This is a genomic window from Deinococcus aerius (assembly GCF_002897375.1).
Lineage (GTDB): Bacteria > Deinococcota > Deinococci > Deinococcales > Deinococcaceae > Deinococcus > Deinococcus aerius.
This window is the reverse complement of record NZ_BFAG01000005.1, coordinates 88218-106825: the sequence shown is the minus strand read 5'-3', so window position 1 is coordinate 106825 and position 18608 is coordinate 88218. Positions and strand designations below refer to the sequence as shown.

Sequence of the window (18608 nt, the reverse complement as noted above, 5' to 3'; positions counted from 1 at the left end):
TACACTGCGTAGGACCTATGGACCCCGTCTTCCTGAAAATTGGCAACTTCACGATTGCCTGGTACGGCGTACTCATCACGCTCGGCATCGTCCTGGGGATCTGGGTGGGGACCCGGCTGGCGCGGCGGCGCGGCCTGGATGTGGACCTCTTCGAGCGGATGATCATGTGGATGCTCTTCTGGGGCTTCGTGGGCGCCCGGCTGGTGTTCGTCCTGACCTCCTGGCACCTGTTTGAGAACATCCCCTTTCCGCGGGTGCTGCTCGACATCGTGAACCTGCGGGCGGGGGGCATCTCGATTCACGGCGGCCTGATCGGCGGCATCCTGACGCTGATCTACTTCGCCCGGCGCTACCGGCTCAACTTCTACGAGTACGCGGACCTCGCGGTGCCCGGCGTGGCCTTCGGCATCATCGGCGGGCGCATCGGCAACATCATGAACGGCACGGACACCGTGGGGCGCGTGACCGGGTGGCCCATCGGCTTCCACTGGCCGGCCTCGGCCCGCGCCTTCCACGAGGGCATGTGCATCCCCAACCCGAACCCCGACCTCGACCTCTCGAAATACTGCCGGGAGGTGGGCGGCCAGCTCGTGATGACGGCACCCGTCCACTTCACCCAGCTCTACGGGGTGATTATCGGGATCATCCTCGCGGTCGCCGCGTACTTCTGGCTGCGGTCGCGCAAGGCGGGGTGGGCCTTCTGGCAGTTCTGGCTGTGGTACTCCATCCTGCGCGCCGGGCTGGAGGAAACCTTCCGCCTCAACCCGCTGCCGCTCAAGGTGTACCTCAACCAGGGCCTCGGCTCCCCCGGCATCGGCCTGTGGACCGACACACACCTCATCAGCTTCCCGCTCATCATCATCAGCATCGTGATGCTGCTCAGGATCGGGCGGCGGCCGGACACGCGGCAGGAGCAGCCCGTCCCCGGGGATTAGCCGGGACCCTCACCCCGCGCGGCGCGGCCACCCCAGGCCCGCCGCGTTCTGCTGACGCCCGACCTCTGAAGGCGCACCGCTTTCCCTTACACTGCTGCCCGGACAGGTGATTGAAATGACACACACGGAACGTCCCCTGGACGTGGTAATTCTCGCGGCGGGGCAGGGCACCCGCATGAATTCAGCGCTGCCCAAGGTGCTGCACCCCGTCGCCGGGCGCCCGATGGTCGCGTGGGCCGTCAAGGCCGCGCGGGAGCTGGGGGCGCACGACATCGTGGTGGTGACCGGGCACGGGGCCGAACAGGTCGAGGCCGCGCTCTCGGGGTCCGGCGTGCGCTTCGCCCGGCAGGAGCAGCGGCTGGGCACGGGGCACGCCTTTTTAGTCGGGGCGGAGGCCCTGGGAGAGACAGGCGGCGCCGACCTGCTCGTGCTGTACGGCGACACGCCGCTCCTGCGCACCGAGACGCTGCGCGAGCTGATCGCCGACCACCGCGCACACGGCAACGCCTTCACGATCCTGACGGGCGAACTGCCCGACGCGACGGGGTACGGGCGCGTCCTGCGGGGCGCGGCGGGAGACGTGGAACGTATCGTGGAGGAAAAGGCCGCCACGCCCGCGGAAAAGGCCGTGCGCGAGTTCAACTCCGGCGTGTACGTGATGGACGGCCAGGCCCCCGAACTCGCCCGCCGCATCACGAACCACAACCGGGCGGGCGAGTATTACCTGACCGACCTGCTGACCCTCTACCGGGCCGAGGGCGCGAGGGTAGGCGCTTTCAAGCTGAGCGACCCCGACGAGGTGGTGGGCGCGAACGACCGGCTGGGCCTCGCGCAGGCCGAGGCGATCCTGCGGCGGCGCATCAACGCGGCGCACATGCGGGCGGGGGTGACCCTCCAGGCCCCCGACACCGTCCAGATCGAGGACACCGTCATCCTGGGCCGCGACGTGACAGTCGAGCCGGGCGTGATCCTGCGCGGGCAGACGCAGATCGCCGGGGGCGTGACCGTCGGCGCCTACAGCGTGGTGACCGATTCCGTCCTGGAGGCGGGCGTGGTCGTCAAACCCCACAGCGTGCTGGAGGGGGCGTGGGTCGGCGCGGGCAGCGACGTGGGGCCGTTCGCCCGGCTGCGCCCCGGCACCGTGCTGGGCGAGGGGGTCCACATCGGCAACTTCGTGGAGACGAAGAACGCGCGGCTCGACGCGGGGGTGAAGGCCGGGCACCTCGCCTACCTGGGCGACGTGACGATGGGCGCCGAGACGAACGTGGGGGCGGGCACCATCATCGCCAACTTCGACGGGGTGAACAAACATCAGAGCCGGGTGGGCGCGGGCGTCTTTATCGGCTCGAACTCCACCCTGATCGCCCCGCGCGTGGTCGGTGACGCTGCCTTTATCGCCGCGGGCAGCGCCCTCCACGAGGACGTGCCGGAGGGCGCGCTGGCCGTCGCCCGGGGCAAGCAGCGCACCCTGGAGGGCTGGTCCCGCCGCTACTGGGGCGGGATGCGGGAGAAGGTCCGGGAGAAGTTGCCGTGGCTGGCAGGGTGGTTGGAACGGCAGGGGTGAGTGGTCAAGAGATGGGGGGGGAGAGGTCGTTCCTCTCCCCCTCATCCCTACAGCCCATCCCCAAGAGCCCCCCGAAAGAGCGAGGCGAACGGACGGGGTTGCCCTGCCGTCCTCAGCTCTTCACCCCTCCGCCTGAGGGGCCAGACCGAACACTGGCCAACGTCTCCTCAATAATGTTCTGAAACCCACCGTGGTACATCCGGTTCATAAAGATCAGGGTTCTTTCCGCCGCATCCGAGAAGCCGAACTCGCATCCGTTGAAGTCGCAGCCGGAGATCAGGGGAACCTGGCCGCCGCTGTAGACAACGGTGCAGCGTCTGAACGTGCAGTTCCTGTACTCATTGCCGTCCAGATCGACTCTCGTGTTTTCAAAAACCTGATTCTGAAACTTCACGCGACTCCCCCTGTTGAACCGTTTGACTTGGGTGTCACGCCGGGACATCCCGGGACGAACTCCCAGCAGTCCAACCTCTCCCCCTAGACCGGCACGGGGAATTTCGGCCAGCATATCCCCTCCGGCAAAAGAGGCGCGCCGTCAAGCTCGACGGCACGCGGATCCCCGTTCCTCTTCTACCCGCCCCGCGCCGCTGCCAATCCCTCCAGGTACGCCTTATCCTCCACCCGCTGCACGGTGGGGCTCAGGAGTTGCAGGGCGCAGATCACGATGACCAGCAGGCCGAGCGCCGCGATGACCGGGCCGGGGGGCAGGGTGGTGGACAGGCCGCTGACAAAGGCCATCCCGAGGGGCACGGTGAACCGCCCGACGATGCGCCGCACGGCAAAGACGCGGCCCTGAAGCTCGCGCGGGACCTGCGACTGCCAGATGCCGTTGCTGTGCGCCATGGTGATCGGCATGACGAACACGGTCAGGGCGAAGGCGGCGGCGGTGAGGTAGAGGTTGCCGGAGAGGCCCATCAGGACCAGGCCCGCGCCGCAGAGCAGGCAGGGCAGCAGGATACCCAGGACCCGGCGCCGCTTCAGGCCGCCCCAAGTGCTGATGACGAGGCCCCCCAGGAACATGCCCGCGCTCGTGGCCGTCTGGATGATGGCGAGGGTGGCGGCGAAGCTCAGGCCCCGGCTCGTACGGTCGGGCTCCAGGGTGAAGGTGGTCAGGAGCGTCTGGTACACCGGAATCGCGGCGGTGGCGAAGTTCAGGGCGGCGGCCAGGATCAGCAGGTGCAGCAGGGGCGGGCGGCGCAGCAGGTAGGTCCAGCCCAAGCGGGTGTCGGCGCGCAGGTTCGCGGCGGCGCCCCCGTGGTCCTCGGCGGGGGGCGGGCTGGGCACGGCGAGCCGGGCGAGGATGGCGGCGGCGATCAGGAAGCTCACGCCGTCCACCAGCAGCGCGAAGGGCACGCCGTCGCGCAGGGAGGCCAGCCAGCCGCTGCCGTGCAGCAGCGTGGGCACCCCGATCAGCAGCGTGGCGAGCGTGGGCGCCAGCAGCGAGCTGAAGGTGCGGGTGGTCTGCATCAGGCCGTTGGCGCGGGTCAACTGCTCCTCGGGCACGATCATCGCGTAGCTGCTCTCCAGCGCCGCCTCGTGGAAGATGCTGACCGCCTGGGTGACGATCACGAAGGCGAGCAGCAGCCAGAAGGGCACCACCGCGCCGAACATCAGCGCCACCAGGCCCAGGGTCAGCGCGCCGCTCAGCACGTCGCAGGTCAGCATCACACGCTTGCGCGACGTGCGGTCGGCGACCGACCCGGCGACCGGGGCGAGCAGCACCGCCAGCAGCGTCGCGGCGATGGCAAAGGCCCCCAGCGCCAGTGCCAGGGGCGCTTTTTGCTCCGGCGCCGGATACAGCGTCTGCGCGACATACACGTTCAGCGCGAACCAGGCGACGTAGCTGCCGATCTGGCTGATCGACTGCGACCCCCACAGGGCCAGGAACGTTCGCCACCCCGCCGCCGGGATCTCCGAGGAAGTGGATGAGAGCATGACAAGGCAGTGTAAAGGCAGTGGTGTGATGACGTATCCACATTTCAGCAGACCGTCAGCCCGACAGAATGCATCCAGAGAAATACGTGTGGGATGGAGTCTTTCGACCGCAGGGGACGCCGGAGACGCTGAGAATCAGGCTCTCCCCCACGCCCGGGCTGACCAGCGGTCACATTTCTGCGGGGTCTGCCAACAGGAGGGCCGAGTTCAGACGCCGCGCGCCCCTGCCCGAGAGCGGGGAGAGGGAGGCTACCCTGTCCCCATGCTGACCGAGGCGAACACCCTCACGACCGAGGTGGAAGCGCTGCTCATCCGGGCGATGTTCCCCGACCCGGAGCGCATCCGCCGCAAGCTGGAGGATTACCGCACCGAGCCCGGGAGGCAGGTCTTTGTCTGGTCGGTGGACGGGCGACCCGTGAGCGCGGCGGGCGTCCGGGAAGTTGGGGAGGCAGCCGAAATCCTGCACCTAGGCACCGCACCCGGGGAGGAAGGGCGGGGGTACGCCCGGGCGCTCCTCCATGCCGTCGCGGCCCACCTGAACGCCGCCAAGCTGCTCGCCGAGACGGACGACGACGCGGCTGCCTTCTACCGCCGCGCCGGATTTGAGATTACGCCCGCCACACCCAGGGGAGGCCGCCCCCGCTACCGCGCCGTCCTCACCCGGCCCTGAGCTTCTTTCTCTCCTCCACGGCGAGCTTGTCCACCCGCTCGTTCTCGCCGTGGCCGTTGTGCCCGCGCACCCAGATAAAGGTCAGGGCGTGGATTTTGGCCTGCGCGATCAGTTCCTCCCACAGGTCCTGATTCTTGACCGGCTCGCCGCCCGCCGTCTTCCAGCCGTTGCGCTGCCACTTCAAAATCCAGCCGTCGGTAAAGGCTTTGCGGAGGTACTGGCTGTCGGTCACCACCCGCACCTGGCAGGGCCGCTTGAGGACCTTCAGGCCTTCGAGCAGGCCGCGCAGCTCCATGCGATTGTTCGTGGTGTCCCGCTCGTGGCCGCTGAGGACGAGTTCCTTGCCCCTGTAGTTCAGGATCGTCGCCCAGCCGCCGTGCCCGGCCGCCGTGTCGCAAGCGCCGTCGCTGTAGAGCTCCACCTGTTCCCCGGCGACCGGCTTCTCCGGCTGGATGCCCGCCTTGATGGGGAGCAGGTCGCGGGCGGCGTCCTGGGCCTTTTTCGCGGGAGATTTCCTGAACTGCGGTTTCCCGCCGGGCCTCGTCATAACCCCGGAACTGTAGGGAGACCTCGCTCGTACTGTCAAGCGTATGAGCCTCCCCGAGCCGCCCCGCACTGAAGCTCCCCCGGGCTGGCGCCTCGACCCGGGCCTCATCCCCGAGCCCGAGCGGACGCCCGCGCTGCTGATCCACCTCTCGCCGCTGCTGGGGCTGGTGCTGCCCGCCCTGGGCAACGTGCTGGGGCCGCTCGCCGCCTGGTTGGCGTACCGCGACCGCAGCCACGTGCTGGACGACCAGGGCAAGGAGGCGCTGAACTTTCAGCTGAGCGTGTGGCTGTACTCCTTCCTGGTGGGGCTGCTGTTCTTCGCGCTGTTCAGCCTGGGGTTGCTGGGGGGTCTGTTTGGCGCGGCCTCGGGGAGTTCCGAGCTGGGCGTCCTCGCCATCTTCGGGAGCCTGGCGGCGTTCTTCGCCTTTTTCATCCCCGTCAGCCTGGTGCTGTGGGCCTTTCCGCTCGTGGTGATGCTGCTCGCGGTGATCCGGGTGAACCAGGGGCGGGCGTACCGGTATCCGCTGAGCATCCGGTGGATTCGGTGAGCCTGCCGGACTGGGTCCACGTGCGGCTGGGGGACCGGGCCGATGTGCTCGGCGCGCTCCTGTACGGCTCGCGGGCGCTGGGTGGAGCGGGGCCGGGCTCCGATATCGACCTGCTGCTGATCGTGGCGGGTGAGCGTGCTCCCGGACCCGAGGCCTGGCACGGCCCGGACGGCGGGCAGGCCGACGTGCATTTCACCACCCTGACCGGGTGGCGGGAGATGCCGGAGCGCCGGGGCTGGTGGACGTTCGGCTACGCGAATGGCCGTCCCGTCTATGATCCCGGCGGCGTGGTGGCGCGTGGCCTGGAGGCGCTGCGCGTGCCTCCCCCCTCCCACAGGGCCGCGGGTCGGGACATGCTCGACGGTTACCTGAACGCCACCTACCGCAGCGTGAAGGCGTGGCGGCGCGGCGACGAGCTGGGGGCGCGGCTGCAGGCCACGCTGGGGCTCTCGTACCTGCTCGACGGCCTCTTCCGGCTGGCGGGAACGTGGACGCCGTACTGGGACAGGTTGGAGGGGTACTGGGAACGACTCGCCCCCCTCGGTCTGGACGTGGGGGCCCTGCGCGCGGAGGTCGAAGCCGTCTCCCGCACACCCGCCGACGCCGCACAACTCGCCCTCTATAGACGGATCTCGGGCTGGATGCGTGCCCACGACCTCGGCTCCATCCTCGACGCCTGGGACGGGCCGTTCCACAACACCATGCGGAGTTAAGGGCTGGCCTTCCTCCACGCAGCTATTCTTTCCCCCATGCGGATCATGGCTGTCTTTGCCCACCCCGACGACGAGATCGGGTGCATCGGGACGTTGAGCAAGCACGCGGCGCGCGGCGACGAGGTGATGCTGGTGTGGACCACGCTGGGCGAACTCGCCTCGCAGTTCGGGGACGCCCCGCACGAGGAGGTCACGCGGGTGCGGCAGGAACACGGGGCCTGGGTGGCCCGCCGCATCGGGGCGCGCCACCACTTCTTCGACATGGGGGACAGCCGCATGACGGGAAGCCGTATGGAGGCGCTGCAACTCGCCCGGCTGTACGCGCACTTCCGCCCCAACGCGGTGATCACCTGGAGTGACGACCACCCCCACCCCGACCACCGCATGACGGCCAAGATCGCCTTCGACGCGATCACGCTCGCCCGCATCCCCAAGATCATCAACGAGTCGGGCGGCGGCGCGGCCATGCCCCCGGCCCCCAACCTCAGCGGCGACGAGGCCGTCGAGAGCGGTGAGGACGTGACCCGGCTGGAGGCGTGGCGCGAGCCCGTGCGCTTCTACCAGTACTACGCCCCCGCCAGCCCCTACCCGGACGTGTTCGTGGACACCTCCGACACCTTCGAGGCTTCCGAGGACGTGGCGCGCTACTACCGCGACTTTTACAAGTGGAACTGGACCGCCGAGCAGTTCCGCGAGGGCCGGGCGGGGCTGGGCAGACTCGCGGGCGTGAAGTACGCCGAGCGCTTCAACCTGCGGGCCAGCCACCTGCGGGCGCGGGAGTATTTGGATTGAGGGGAAGTGGGCAGTGGTGAGTGGTCAGTGGATCGTGGGCACCACAATCCCGGCGGTCAACAGGAGAGGCCAAAGCCTCCCCCGCCAGCCCTTCCCACTCCCCAGTTCCCACGGACCACTAACAGCGCGCCCCCGCGCGCTACAGTGACCCCCGACATGTCCGAAGACATCCAGATCAGGCAGAGCATCGTGGTGCGGTCGCGCCCGGACGTGCTGTACCGGCTCGCGCTGGAGCCCAAACGGCGGGTCCGCTGGGACCCCAACCTGGTCCGCGCCGAGTACGAGGGCGGCGAGGGCCGACTCGCCAACAACGTGCTCGTGCGCTTCAAGTTTGCGCGGCGGCTGCTGGGCCTGAGCTTCACGGCGAAGTACGGTCAGCTCCAGGCGCCCATGCGCGGCGGCTGGGAGAGCGTGCGAAACGTCGGCCCGCTGGAAAAGCTCACCCAGGGCTGGACCTTCAAGGCGATGCCGGGCGGCACGGAGGTCACGATGACCCTGAATGGCCGGGTACGCTACCGCTGGATCAAGACTCCGGTGGAGCGGATGCTGCACAACCTCGTCGTGACCACGCTGATCGAACTTCAGCGGCAGGTGGACGCCCAGGGCGCGCAGCTGATGGAGGACATGGGCCGCGAGATGCAGCGCAAGCAGAAAGAGGAGCAGAAGGCGGCGAAGGCGGCGCGGCGCAAGCGGTAGTCGGGGGAACCGTGGACCTGTGGGACCTGCGGGACGAACTCATCTTCCCGGACCTGCGCCTCACGCTGGGGCGGCACCTGGGGACCGGCGAGCCCTGCCTGCTGTTCATGGTGCAGCGTGGCCCCGGGGAGTACCCGGCCCGGCTCCGAATCAGTGAGGACGACTTCCGGCAGTACCGGCAGGACCCGCATCTGGCTGCTCGCCGGACCGACGAGTACCAGGGGCTGACCTGCGAAGAGGTGCGCGGGGCGGGCGGCGAGTGCTGAGCGCGCCGGATCAGGTCGGAATGCCTAAGCTCATCTAAACCTCCCCTTCAGGAAGGGAAAGGCCCCCGGGGCCGCGCGTATGATGCGCCTCATCAGGCGCCCGGGGCTGGAACCGCTTCCGAACCCCCTCTCGGCGCCGGGAGGTCAGACATGAAGATGGGCATGATCGGGCTGGGCAAGATGGGCGGCAACATGGTGCTGCGGCTGACGCGGGGCGGGCAGCAGATCGTGGGCTACGACCGCGACCCGGCCAGCGTGGACCTCGTCGAGGCGCAGGGCGCCCAGGGCGCGCGCACGATGGACGAGCTGGTCGCGCTGCTCGGCGAGCCGGGCCAGCGGGCCGTGTGGGTCATGGTGCCCGCCGGGGCGATCACCCAGGCCGTGATCGACGACCTCGCCGGACGGCTCGCGCCGGGCGACATCATCATCGACGGGGGCAACTCCAACTTCAAGGACACCATGCGGCGGGCCGAGGCGCTCGCGGCGAAGGGCATCCATTTCGTGGACGTGGGCACCTCGGGCGGCGTCTGGGGCCTGACCGAGGGCTACGCGATGATGGTGGGCGGGCCGGAGGAGGCCGTCGAGCGGTTGCGCCCCATCTTCGAGGTGCTGGCGCCCGCGCCCGACCGGGGCTGGGGCCGCATGGGACCGTCGGGCTCGGGGCACTACGTGAAGATGGTCCACAACGGCATCGAGTACGGGATGATGCAGGCCTACGCCGAGGGCTTCGAGCTGATGCACGCCCACAAGGTCTTCAACCTCGACATGGCGCAGATCGCCGAGCTGTGGCGGCACGGCTCGGTGATCCGCTCCTGGCTGCTCGACCTCACCGCCGAGGCGCTGAAGAACGAGACCGACTTCTCGCAGCTCTCCGACTACGTGGCCGACTCGGGCGAGGGGCGCTGGACCGTCATCGACTCCATCGAGCTGGGAGTGCCCACGCCCGTGATCACGCTGGCGACGCAGATGCGCTTCCGCTCGCAGCAGGAGGTCAGCTACGCCGGGCAGATGCTCAGCGCGATGCGCCGCGCCTTCGGCGGCCACGCGGTCAAGGTCCTCGAGTCCGCCCGGCAGGAGACGGTCGTGCCGGAGGTGCAGCCCGGCGAACACCCCGCCGCCGCCGCCCCGCAGAACATTCCCGTGGAGGCCGCGCAGCCCGTCCCGATCGGGCAGCAGGCCGAGGAACTCGGCGAGACCGGGCAGCAGCGCGTGACGGGTGACGCATGACGAAGGGCCGCAAGACCAAGGCGGGGAACACACGCCAGCCCACCACCGCCAGCGTCCAGGAGGGCGTGGAGAAGCTGGAGGCGGTGCGCAACGACGATCTGGAGCAGTCGCTGCCCGCCCCCCCCGCCCGCCGCCCCCGCAAGAGCCGCGCCCGCGTCCCCGAGCCCGAGTCCCCGGAGGCCGAGCCTCCTGAATCCGGGCCGGGGGCCGACGGGCAGAATCCCTTCCGCACCCTGATGCGCCGCAACCGCGCGCCCGAGCCCGCGACGCTGGTGATCTTCGGCGTGACGGGCGACCTCGCCAAGCGCAAGCTGCTCCCCGCCGTCTTCGGCCTGTGGCAGGACGGGCTGCTGGGAAGTGCGTTCAACATCGTGGGCGTGGGCCGCCAGGAGATGACCGACGACCAGTTCAAGGACTTCGCCATCGAGGCCCTGAAGAGCAGCAAGGAGACCGACGCGATCCAGCCCGGCAGCCTGGAGAAGTTCCGCGACCTGCTGTACTACGAGTTCGGGGACTTTGGCGGCGACGAGGTGTACGACCTGGTGGGCAAGGAACTCGACCGGGCCGAGGAGGCGCACGGCGGGCGCAAGAATGCGCTCTTCTACCTCTCCACCCCGCCCAGCCTGTTCGAGCCGATCTCGGCGGGCCTGGGGCGGCTGGGCCTGGCCGACGAGTCCCAGGGCTGGCGGCGCATCGTGATCGAGAAGCCCTTCGGGCGCGACCTCGCCTCGGCGCGGGAGCTGAACGCCGCGATTCACCGGGTGTGGGACGAGTCGCAGGTCTACCGCATCGACCACTACCTGGGCAAGGAGACGGTGCAGAACCTGATGGCGATCCGCTTCGGCAACGCCATCTTCGAGCCGCTGTGGAACCGCGGATACGTGGACCACGTGCAGATCACCGCCGCCGAGGACCTGGGCCTGGAGGGTCGCGCCGGGTACTACGAGGAGGCCGGGGTGGTGCGCGACATGCTGCAAAACCACCTCATGCAGCTCTTCACGCTGACTGCGATGGAGGCCCCCGCCGCCTTCGACGCCGACGCGATCCGCGACGAGAAGGTGAAGGTGCTGCGCGCGGTCAAGCCCATCCCGCCGGAGCGGGTGCCCGAGGTCGCCGTGCTGGGCCAGTACGGCCCCGGCACCCTGTACGGCGAATCCGTGCCCGGCTACCGCGAGGAACCCGGCGTGAAGCCCGGCAGCACCACGCCGACCTACGTGGCGGTCAAGCTGGAGGTCGACAACTGGCGCTGGCAGGGCGTGCCCTTCTTCCTGCGGACCGGCAAGCGGCTGCCGAAAAAGGTCACCGAGATCGCCGTCGTCTTCAAGCGCCCACCGCTCGGCATGTTCCCGGGCGGGCTGGAGCGCAACGTCCTCGCCTTCCGCATCCAGCCCGACGAGGGGGTGAGCCTGAAGTTCTCCTCCAAGTCGCCCGGGCAGGAGATGGTGCTGCGCGAGGTCGTGATGGACTTCCGCTACGACGCCTTCGGGGCGGAGCTGGAGAGCCCCTACTCCCGCCTGCTGCTCGACGCGATGCTGGGCGACGCCACCCTCTTCCCCCGCGAGGACGAGGTGGACCGCGCCTGGCAACTCGTGAGCGGCCTGCTGCAAGTCGCAGATGCCCCGGCCACGGGCAAGAACGCGCCGAACTACCCCAACTACCCCGCCGGAACCTGGGGACCGGACGCCGCCGACGCCCTGATCGGGCCGGACCGGCGCTGGAGGCGGCTGTGAGGGGCGCGGCGCGCCGTCAGTGGTGCGTGGTTAGTGGGCAGTGGTTTGAAGGCGCCGTCTCTCCCACTTCCCACTCCCCACTCCCCACTTCCCTCCTCTCCCACGGAGGCACCCCATGACCACCGCCACCGACCTCCAACCCCTCGGCCCCGTCGAGACGAGCGTTCGGCGGGCGCAGGCCACCCTGGACGAACTCTGGGCGCAGACGGACGTGGAGACGCGGGCGTACACGGGCAACATCGTGGCGCTCACGGTGAAAAAACACCTCGCCCGGGTGGAGGAGGCCCTGGCTGGGCTGGAGGGCCGCTACGCGGGGCGGCAGATCATCGGGGTGATGGACGGCACCAGCGAGGTGCGGGTGCAGGTCAGCCTGGTGCCGCAGCGGGGGGGGCTGTACATCGAGCGGCTGCGGCTGGCGGCGGACCCCGAGCAGCTTCAGGGGGCAATCCTGCCGCTGCTGCGCCCCGCGACCGTCAACCACGTGTGGTGGGGTGCCGACACCAAGCCGAGCGGCGTGCTGCTCTCGGAACTCACCGAGATCGCCGACCAGGTGATCGCCGACAGCCTCAGCCTCGACATCCCCCCGGCGCGGCACTACGCCCTGGCCGACCTGGGCTGGAGCCGCTCGGCGGGCTGGCGCGAGGCCCTGGCGCAGGTGTTCGACAGCCCCGACGCGGCCCGGCGGCTGCCCGGAGTCACCCGGATGACCGTGCGCTACGCGGGCCACAACGACCTGCCCGCCCGCCTCTTCGCGGGCTGGGTGGCCGACACGCTGGGCTGGCCCGACCTGGGCCGCGTCACCTTCAAGGCGGCCCGCTGCGGGCGGGAGAACGGCGACCTGTGCGGGGTGGAACTCGCGGGCGACGGGGTGGGGTTCAACCTGAGCGCCGCCGACGAGGAGATCGTCCGCACCCGCTGCCACTGGCCCGGCATGAACCGCGAGACCGAGCTGAACGTGCCCCGGATGACGCTGGCCGAGGGGCTGGCCCGGGTGATGGCCCGCCCCGAGCGGCGCGAGGTCTTCGAGCGGGCGTGGACCCTGGCGAAGGCGAGCCTGGCGGGGGGGAAATGAGCGGGGGGACCGCGTGAACGTGTGCGTCTTTCCCACCCCGGAGGACACGGCAAGGGCGGCGGCGAAGGCCTTCGCGCGGGCGGCGGGGGTCGCGGTGGCGGCGCGGGGGGCGTTTCACGTCGCGCTCTCGGGCGGCAGCACTCCGCGGATGATGTACCGCGAGTTGCGCACGCTGCCGGATGTTCCCTGGGAGGGCGTCCACATCTACTTCAGCGACGAGCGCAGCGTGGGGCCGGACAGCCCTGAGAGCAACTACCGGCTCGCCCACGACGAACTGCTCGCCCACGTCCCGGTGCCCGAACGTCAGATTCACCGCATGGAGGGCGAGCGCCGCCCGCTGGAGGACGCGGCGCGCGACTACGCCGCCCTCCTCCCCGAACGGCTGGACGTGGTCCTGCTCGGCATGGGGGACGACGGGCACACCGCGAGCCTCTTTCCCGGCACGGCGGCGCTGACGGCGGGGGGACGGGTCGCGGCGAACTGGGTGCCGAAACTGGGTACCGGGCGGCTCACCTTCACCTTTGATGAGATCAACGCGGCCCGGGAACGCTGGCTCCTGGTGACGGGGGCGGGCAAGGCGGACGTGCTGCGCGAGGTGGCGGCGGGCGAGGGGGATTACCCGGTGGCGCGAATCCGGGACCCCCTCTGGTACCTGGACGAGGCGGCGGCGGGGAAGCTGGGCCGATAGCGCCTCACGCAGGAGGCGGGGAGCCCCGGCCCCCGCCTTTTTGTTCACTACCAGCCAGAGGCCGCGCCCCGCACCCTCCATACTCTCCCCCGTGAACGCCGCCGACCTCCTCTCCGATCTCGCCGTGTCCCTGGGCGCGGACGCGGTGGGGTGGGCTCCGGCGCGGGTTCCGGCCTCCGCCGTCGCCGAGTACGCGGGGTGGCTCTCGGCGGGGCGCCACGCGGGGATGGGTTACCTGGAGCGGCAGCTTCCCGCCCGCTCGGACCCGGCGAGCCGCCTGGAGGGGGTGGGCAGCGTCCTCGTGCTGGGGGTGTCGCACGCCTTTGCGGACCCCGGGGTGCCCACTGGCGGCGTGCGGGTGGGCCGGGTCGCCCGCTACGCCTGGACGCCCGACTACCACGACCAACTCCAGCCCGTCCTCTCGCGGCTGGAGGCGGAGGCGGCACGGCTGGGCGTCCGGTCCCGCGGCTACGTGGACCACGGCCCGGTGATGGAGCGCCTCTTCGCGGCGGGCGCCTCCCTGGGCTGGCGGGGCAAGTCGGGCATGACGGTCAGCACCCGGCTGGGCGCCTTCGTGACGCTGGCGGTTCTTCTGACCGACCTTTCCTTTGAAGGGGTGGAGGAAAGCCACCCCGACCGCTGCGGGCGCTGCTTCCGCTGCGTGGCAGCCTGCCCCACGGGCGCGATTGGAAACGACCGGGCCATCGACGCGCGGCGCTGCGTCTCGTACCTCACCATCGAACACCGGGGGCCGGTGCCGCATGAACTGAGGCCCGGGATGGGCGACTGGCTTTTCGGCTGCGACGTGTGTTCCGAGGTCTGCCCCTGGACGGCGAAGGCGGGACCGCTCGCCCGGCTGCTGAGGCCCGACCCCGACCTCGCCCACCCGGACCTGTCGGCCTTTTTCGGCGTGGGCGAGCGGCAGTTCGAGCGGCGGTTCGCGGGGACGGCCTTCCTGCGCCCCCGCCGCAAGGGGATGGCCCGCAATGCGCTGACGGTCCTCGGGAATACCCGCGCTCAGGAGGGCTGGCCGCTGCTCCTCGCCGGGGCACAGGACCCCGCCTGGGAGGTCCGGGAGGCCGCGGCCTGGGCGCTGGGCCAGTGGGGCGAGTCCCGGCACCTCCGCCCCCTGCTGGACGATGAGCACGGGACGGTGCGGGAGGCGGCGGCACTGGCGTTGAGCCACGCTTCATGAGGAAATTGCCCGGGTGATCTCCCACCCTTTTGCCCCCCCCGCCGTGTTGTCTTGGGGCATGGCGAACATGACCGAGAGCTTCATGCAGGCCCTCCAGACCATCGAGGCGAGCGGTGACCCGGCCCCGCTGGTGGACCTCTTCGCGGACGAGACGAGCCTGCGCAACATGACCACCCAGGAGTGGAGCGGCAAGGAGGGGGCCCGCGACTTCTGGACGCGCTACCTGGAGAACTTCCAGAGCATCCGCAGCGAGTTTTTCCACCACACCGACGACGGCCACACCGGCCTGATGGAGTGGGAGGCGACGGGCAAGCTCGCGGACGGGGCGGACATCGCCTACCGCGGCAGCAGCGTGATCGAGCACGACGGGGAGAAGGTCACCGCCTTCCGCACGTACTACGACTCCGCCGCCTTCGTGAAACCTGCCGCGCAGCAGTAATACCGACTTGCTCTGATTCCAGGACATCTGGGAAAGCGCCGGATGTTCTTCCATCGCCGCCAGCCGGTATTTGTTGCCTCTCGCTCTGCTTCGCAGCTTTGCAAGTCCGCTCGGGTTCGTCTGCGCCTCACCGCCATTTCGTGTAGGAGCCGCGCGGCGGACCCGGCCCTGCCCACAGTGCACCCTTTCCGGGCACCGGGGACAGCTACCATGACGGCATGCGTCCCCGGCTTCCCCTGTTCGCCGTCCTGCCCGCCGCCTGCGCCCTCCTGGTCCTGAGTGGGGGCGGGGCGGGACTCCAGGCGGCCGATACGCCGTCCGGCCCCGTGGCGCCCGTGCTGCGCGCCACCGTCACCGCCCGCTATCCCCACGACCGCGCCGCCTTCACCCAGGGCCTTCAATATCTGGGAGGCGGCCTCCTGGTGGAGAGTACCGGGCAGGTCGGCGAGTCGGGCGTGCGGCGGGTGGACCTGAGGAGCGGGCGGGTGCTGGCGCAGGTGCCCACGCCCATCGCCAGCGCCTTCGGGGAGGGCGTGAGCGTGCTGAACGGGGTGGCTTACCACATCACCTGGCAGACGGGCGCGGCCTTCGCCTTCGACGCGGCCACCCTGCGGGAGATCGGGCGTTACCGCTACACGGGCGAGGGCTGGGGCCTCACCCAGGATGGCCGCAGCCTGATCATGAGTGACGGCTCCGAGACCCTCTTCTGGCGCGACCCCAGGACCTTCGCCGTCACCCGCACCGTTCGGGTCACGGACCGCGGCCAGCCCGTGCGGAACCTCAACGAGCTGGAGTACGTGGGGGGCAGCGTCTACGCCAACATCTGGCTGACGGGCCGCATCGCCCGCATCGACCCCCGCACCGGCACCGTGACCGCCTGGCTCGACGTGCGGCCCCTGACGCAGGAGGCGAGCGTGGCCGCTGCCCGCGCCGGGAAGCCCCTCACCTTCGACGACGTGCCCAACGGCATCGCCTACGTCCCCGAGCGTGGCACCCTGCTCCTGACCGGCAAGCGCTGGCCGACCATTTTCGAGGTGAAGGTGTCCGGCGTGCGGGCCGAGCCGGGGACGACCGGGCGGGGCCAGCCGGGGCGCTGAGAGGGGCTAAGGGGCCGGAGCCCCCAGCCTCTCCCCCACCGCGTGCCAAATGGCGGCAGCCAGGGTCTCCACGCCCCGTGAGGCGTCGAGGACCAGGAACCGCCCCGGCTCGCCCGCCGCGAGGTCCAGAAATCCCTGCCGGACCCGGCGGTGAAACCCCAGGTCGGCCCGTTCCAGGCGGTCGGGCTGTCCCCGGTTTGCGGCCCGGGTCAAACCCACCCCCGGGTCGAGGTCGAGCAGCACGGTGAGGTCGGGGGTCAGGCCGCCCGTCACCTCGCGCGTCAGCATCCTGAGAAAGGACGTGTCCAGCCCCCGCCCCGCCCCCTGGTAAGCCAGGCTGGAGTCGGCGTAACGGTCGCACAGGACGACTTCACCCCGCTCCAGCGCGGGCCGGATAATCTCCCGGACAAGCTGGGCGCGGCTGGCCGAGTACAGCAGGAACTCGGGCAGCGGGTCGATGGTCAGCCCCGGGTCGAGGAGGACTTCCCGCACCCGGGTGCCCAGCGGCGTTCCCCCCGGCTCGCGGGTGACGATGTGCCGCACCCCCTCCGCCCCCAGCCGCTCGGCCAGGCGCCGGAGTTGCGTGCTCTTGCCCGCCCCCTCGGGCCCCTCGAAGGTGATGAAGAGGGGGGTCATGGGGCACCAAAAACCAGGAAGTGGGAAGTGGGAAGTGGGGCGTGGGAAAACAACTGACCACCGATCCCTGACCACTGACGGCGCGCCGCACCCCTCACAAGCCCGTCGGGTGGTGCAGGAATTGCCACGGCAGGCCGAACTCCTGCTCCAGCCGGGCGGCGAGGGCGCGCACGCCGAACACCTCCGTCTCGTAGTGCCCGGCGAAGACCACGTTGACCCCGTACTCGAAGGCGTCGTGGAAGTGCTTGTGTTCCGGCTCGCCGGTCAGCAGGGTGTCCAGGCCCGCCGCCGCCGCTTCCGCCACCGCGCCCGCGCCGCCCCCGCTCACGATGCCCAGGCGCTGGACCTGCGGAAGGCCACCCCCGTGGACCAGGCAGATTTCCCCGGTCAGCTTCTGCACCCGGTCGGCGAAGTCCTGGAGACTCTGCGCGAAGGGAAGCTCGCCCGCCAGCCCGATCTTGTGGCCCTGCCAATCGCCGAAGGGCCGCGCGTTTTGCAGGCTGAGCGCCCGGGCGATCATCGCGTTGTTGCCGACCTCGGGGTGCGCGTCGAGGGGAATATGGGCCGCGTAGAGGTTGAGGTCCGCCATCAGCGCGGTGCGGACCCGCCTGCCGTGCGGCCCGGTCAGCGCCAGGGGCCTGCCCCAGAACAGCCCGTGGTGCACGAGCAGCAGGTCGGCCCCGTTGTCGGCGGCGTCCTGAAGGGTCCTCACGCTGGTATCCACGCTCGCCGCCACCCGCCGGATCACGGGCGTGCCCTCGATCTGGAGGCCGTTGAGGCTGGGGTCGGGGTAGGCGCCGAGATTGAGGTACTCGCCAAGCCAGCGCACCAGCGTGTCGCGGTCGACCTCGCCGCGCGGGGTCTGGGGGGAAGGGCTCTCGGTCATGGGGTGCATTGTAGGCGGGCGGCTCAGGACGCACCGGTCAGGGGCACCCCGGCGTGGCCCCCCTCCACGACCTCCAGTCGGTTGCCGAAGGGGTCGCGCAGGAAGACGCGGGGGACGCCCGCCTCCGCGTCGGCCTTGTACGCCACACCGTGAGCGTCACAGTGTGCCCGGAAAGCGGCGAGGTCCGGGCAGCGCAGTGCCGGGTGCCCCTTCTCGCGCGGCACGAAGCCGGGGGTCACGCCGACGTGCAACTGGCGACCGTCGGGCAAGGCAAACCACACCCCGCCCCTTCCCCGCAGCGCCTCCGGCTTGAGCAGTTCCGGCAGCCCCAGGAAGGCCCCGAAGAACGCCCGGGCCTGTTCCTCGCAGCCCGCCGGCGCCTCCACCTGCACGTGGTCGAGTCCCGAGATCAGCGGCGACATGGCAGGAGCTTAGAATCTTACCGGCGAGCGGCCCTGTTCCTTCTTCAGAGACAACAGGTGGGCGGCCCTGGCGCCCGCCCGGAACCCGAAGAAGGAGACGACGATGGCTGGCGCATCAGGCCCGCAGGGATCACCCTCCGGCCCGCTCGTGTTGCCGCGGGCAGCAGGGGGACGGGGGAGAGAGGCACCAGGGGCCAGGTTTTCGATCAGTCTGGTCCTCCCCGTCCCGCACCACATCGGCGGTACCGGCCGTCGTCTCCCCGCAGCGGGAGAACGTACGCCACCCGAATCAGGCCGCAGAGCGACGAAAGAACCCCGCACGGATCGGCGGGGCCTTCTTTGGTGGCGATGGACGGACTTGAACCGTCGACCTAACGATTATGAGTCGTTCGCTCTAACCAGCTGAGCTACATCGCCCCGGTACTTTCCTGGAGAGCAATGCCCCGCACGGTGGCGGGGCCTCTCTTTGGTGGAGCTGAGGGGATTCGAACCCCTGACCTTCTGAATGCCATTCAGACGCGCTCCCAACTGCGCCACAGCCCCGAAGGCCC

At 70.2% G+C, this 18608-nt stretch carries 21 protein-coding genes and 2 tRNA genes; 15 read left to right on the top strand and 8 right to left on the bottom strand.

Going from position 1 to position 18608, the window contains the following annotated elements:
* Positions 1–17: 17 nt before the first annotated feature.
* Entirely contained in the window at positions 18–935 is a 918-nt protein-coding gene (locus DAERI_RS08620) for a prolipoprotein diacylglyceryl transferase (protein ID WP_103129030.1), read from the top strand.
* Between the two features lie 115 nt (positions 936–1050).
* Entirely contained in the window at positions 1051–2499 is a 1449-nt protein-coding gene (gene glmU / locus DAERI_RS08615) for a bifunctional UDP-N-acetylglucosamine diphosphorylase/glucosamine-1-phosphate N-acetyltransferase GlmU (protein WP_103129029.1), read from the top strand.
* 112 nt (positions 2500–2611) lie between these two features.
* Here the strand turns inward: glmU and DAERI_RS08610 are convergent, their stop codons facing one another.
* Positions 2612–3007 carry a hypothetical protein gene (locus tag DAERI_RS08610; RefSeq protein ID WP_133161994.1) on the bottom strand — a complete coding sequence of 132 codons (396 nt, stop codon included), beginning with the start codon at positions 3005–3007 and terminating at the stop codon, positions 2612–2614.
* A gap of 62 nt (positions 3008–3069) precedes the next feature.
* Entirely contained in the window at positions 3070–4434 is a 1365-nt protein-coding gene (locus tag DAERI_RS08605; protein ID WP_103129027.1) for an MFS transporter, read from the bottom strand.
* Positions 4435–4696: 262 nt separating this feature from the next.
* Here DAERI_RS08605 and DAERI_RS22360 point away from each other — a divergent pair, with 262 nt between their 5' ends.
* Positions 4697–5104, top strand: coding sequence for a GNAT family N-acetyltransferase (locus tag DAERI_RS22360; protein ID WP_165794135.1), 408 nt, complete (start codon positions 4697–4699; stop codon positions 5102–5104).
* Here the strand turns inward: DAERI_RS22360 and rnhA are convergent.
* A complete protein-coding gene (rnhA, locus tag DAERI_RS08595; protein WP_103129025.1) occupies positions 5091–5651 on the bottom strand; it encodes a ribonuclease HI in 561 nt (186 codons plus the stop codon). The two genes, DAERI_RS22360 and rnhA, sit on opposite strands and share 14 nt — an antisense overlap.
* A gap of 43 nt (positions 5652–5694) precedes the next feature.
* Here rnhA and DAERI_RS08590 point away from each other — a divergent pair, with 43 nt between their 5' ends.
* From DAERI_RS08590 to DAERI_RS08535, 12 genes are all read left to right on the top strand, one after another.
* Positions 5695–6198 carry a DUF4870 domain-containing protein gene (locus tag DAERI_RS08590; protein ID WP_103129024.1) on the top strand — a complete coding sequence of 168 codons (504 nt, stop codon included), beginning with the start codon at positions 5695–5697 and terminating at the stop codon, positions 6196–6198.
* Positions 6195–6911 (top strand): nucleotidyltransferase domain-containing protein, encoded by a 717-nt coding sequence (locus DAERI_RS08585; RefSeq protein ID WP_165794134.1) that lies wholly within the window; start codon positions 6195–6197, stop codon positions 6909–6911. Before DAERI_RS08590 ends, DAERI_RS08585 begins: the two co-directional genes overlap by 4 nt.
* A gap of 36 nt (positions 6912–6947) precedes the next feature.
* The gene (locus DAERI_RS08580; protein WP_103129022.1) at positions 6948–7703 is read left to right on the top strand and encodes a PIG-L deacetylase family protein; all 756 of its coding nucleotides are present in this window, start codon (positions 6948–6950) and stop codon (positions 7701–7703) included.
* Positions 7704–7859: 156 nt separating this feature from the next.
* The gene (locus DAERI_RS08575) at positions 7860–8399 is read left to right on the top strand and encodes an SRPBCC family protein (RefSeq protein ID WP_103129021.1); all 540 of its coding nucleotides are present in this window, start codon (positions 7860–7862) and stop codon (positions 8397–8399) included.
* A gap of 11 nt (positions 8400–8410) precedes the next feature.
* The gene (locus DAERI_RS08570; RefSeq protein ID WP_103129020.1) at positions 8411–8665 is read left to right on the top strand and encodes a hypothetical protein; all 255 of its coding nucleotides are present in this window, start codon (positions 8411–8413) and stop codon (positions 8663–8665) included.
* A 150-nt stretch (positions 8666–8815) separates the two neighbouring features.
* Complete coding sequence (gene gnd / locus DAERI_RS08565; RefSeq protein WP_103129019.1) at positions 8816–9892, top strand: phosphogluconate dehydrogenase (NAD(+)-dependent, decarboxylating); 1077 nt, start codon at positions 8816–8818, stop codon at positions 9890–9892.
* The gene (zwf, locus tag DAERI_RS08560) at positions 9889–11622 is read left to right on the top strand and encodes a glucose-6-phosphate dehydrogenase (RefSeq protein WP_103129018.1); all 1734 of its coding nucleotides are present in this window, start codon (positions 9889–9891) and stop codon (positions 11620–11622) included. Before gnd ends, zwf begins: the two co-directional genes overlap by 4 nt.
* Positions 11623–11737: 115 nt before the next feature.
* Entirely contained in the window at positions 11738–12694 is a 957-nt protein-coding gene (locus DAERI_RS08555) for a glucose-6-phosphate dehydrogenase assembly protein OpcA (protein ID WP_103129017.1), read from the top strand.
* A gap of 13 nt (positions 12695–12707) precedes the next feature.
* Positions 12708–13382, top strand: a complete 675-nt coding sequence (gene pgl / locus DAERI_RS08550; protein WP_103129016.1) for a 6-phosphogluconolactonase — start codon at positions 12708–12710, stop codon at positions 13380–13382.
* Between the two features lie 91 nt (positions 13383–13473).
* Entirely contained in the window at positions 13474–14577 is a 1104-nt protein-coding gene (gene queG / locus DAERI_RS08545; protein WP_103129015.1) for a tRNA epoxyqueuosine(34) reductase QueG, read from the top strand.
* 58 nt (positions 14578–14635) lie between these two features.
* Positions 14636–15016, top strand: coding sequence for a nuclear transport factor 2 family protein (locus DAERI_RS08540; protein WP_165794133.1), 381 nt, complete (start codon positions 14636–14638; stop codon positions 15014–15016).
* A 218-nt stretch (positions 15017–15234) separates the two neighbouring features.
* On the top strand, positions 15235–16113 hold the full coding sequence (locus DAERI_RS08535; RefSeq protein ID WP_103129013.1) for a glutaminyl-peptide cyclotransferase: 879 nt from the start codon (positions 15235–15237) through the stop codon (positions 16111–16113).
* A gap of 6 nt (positions 16114–16119) precedes the next feature.
* On the opposite strand, the gene tmk is transcribed toward DAERI_RS08535, so the two are convergent.
* From tmk to DAERI_RS08510, 5 genes are all read right to left on the bottom strand, one after another.
* Entirely contained in the window at positions 16120–16749 is a 630-nt protein-coding gene (gene tmk / locus DAERI_RS08530) for a dTMP kinase (protein WP_103129012.1), read from the bottom strand.
* Positions 16750–16843: 94 nt separating this feature from the next.
* Entirely contained in the window at positions 16844–17635 is a 792-nt protein-coding gene (locus tag DAERI_RS08525) for a Nif3-like dinuclear metal center hexameric protein (protein ID WP_165794132.1), read from the bottom strand.
* A 23-nt stretch (positions 17636–17658) separates the two neighbouring features.
* Complete coding sequence (locus DAERI_RS08520; RefSeq protein ID WP_103129010.1) at positions 17659–18057, bottom strand: VOC family protein; 399 nt, start codon at positions 18055–18057, stop codon at positions 17659–17661.
* 340 nt (positions 18058–18397) lie between these two features.
* Positions 18398–18474 (bottom strand) — tRNA-Met (locus DAERI_RS08515).
* A gap of 50 nt (positions 18475–18524) precedes the next feature.
* A tRNA-Ala gene (locus tag DAERI_RS08510) sits at positions 18525–18600 on the bottom strand.
* Positions 18601–18608 lie beyond the last annotated feature (8 nt).

What these genes read in the sequence shown, in the direction of transcription:
- DAERI_RS08575 (WP_103129021.1), top strand. Translation starts at nt 7,860, where the DNA reads ATGTCCGAAGACATCCAGATCAGGCAGAGCATCGTGGTGCGGTCGCGC.
- DAERI_RS08525 (WP_165794132.1), bottom strand. Translation starts at nt 17,635, where the DNA reads ATGACCGAGAGCCCTTCCCCCCAGACCCCGCGCGGCGAGGTCGACCGC.
- DAERI_RS08590 (WP_103129024.1), top strand. Translation starts at nt 5,695, where the DNA reads ATGAGCCTCCCCGAGCCGCCCCGCACTGAAGCTCCCCCGGGCTGGCGC.
- DAERI_RS08580 (WP_103129022.1), top strand. Translation starts at nt 6,948, where the DNA reads ATGCGGATCATGGCTGTCTTTGCCCACCCCGACGACGAGATCGGGTGC.
- rnhA (WP_103129025.1), bottom strand. Translation starts at nt 5,651, where the DNA reads ATGACGAGGCCCGGCGGGAAACCGCAGTTCAGGAAATCTCCCGCGAAA.
- gnd (WP_103129019.1), top strand. Translation starts at nt 8,816, where the DNA reads ATGAAGATGGGCATGATCGGGCTGGGCAAGATGGGCGGCAACATGGTG.
- DAERI_RS08620 (WP_103129030.1), top strand. Translation starts at nt 18, where the DNA reads ATGGACCCCGTCTTCCTGAAAATTGGCAACTTCACGATTGCCTGGTAC.
- zwf (WP_103129018.1), top strand. Translation starts at nt 9,889, where the DNA reads ATGACGAAGGGCCGCAAGACCAAGGCGGGGAACACACGCCAGCCCACC.
- DAERI_RS08540 (WP_165794133.1), top strand. Translation starts at nt 14,636, where the DNA reads ATGGCGAACATGACCGAGAGCTTCATGCAGGCCCTCCAGACCATCGAG.
- DAERI_RS08520 (WP_103129010.1), bottom strand. Translation starts at nt 18,057, where the DNA reads ATGTCGCCGCTGATCTCGGGACTCGACCACGTGCAGGTGGAGGCGCCG.
- DAERI_RS08555 (WP_103129017.1), top strand. Translation starts at nt 11,738, where the DNA reads ATGACCACCGCCACCGACCTCCAACCCCTCGGCCCCGTCGAGACGAGC.
- DAERI_RS08610 (WP_133161994.1), bottom strand. Translation starts at nt 3,007, where the DNA reads ATGCTGGCCGAAATTCCCCGTGCCGGTCTAGGGGGAGAGGTTGGACTG.
- glmU (WP_103129029.1), top strand. Translation starts at nt 1,051, where the DNA reads ATGACACACACGGAACGTCCCCTGGACGTGGTAATTCTCGCGGCGGGG.
- DAERI_RS22360 (WP_165794135.1), top strand. Translation starts at nt 4,697, where the DNA reads ATGCTGACCGAGGCGAACACCCTCACGACCGAGGTGGAAGCGCTGCTC.
- DAERI_RS08605 (WP_103129027.1), bottom strand. Translation starts at nt 4,434, where the DNA reads ATGCTCTCATCCACTTCCTCGGAGATCCCGGCGGCGGGGTGGCGAACG.
- tmk (WP_103129012.1), bottom strand. Translation starts at nt 16,749, where the DNA reads ATGACCCCCCTCTTCATCACCTTCGAGGGGCCCGAGGGGGCGGGCAAG.
- DAERI_RS08535 (WP_103129013.1), top strand. Translation starts at nt 15,235, where the DNA reads ATGCGTCCCCGGCTTCCCCTGTTCGCCGTCCTGCCCGCCGCCTGCGCC.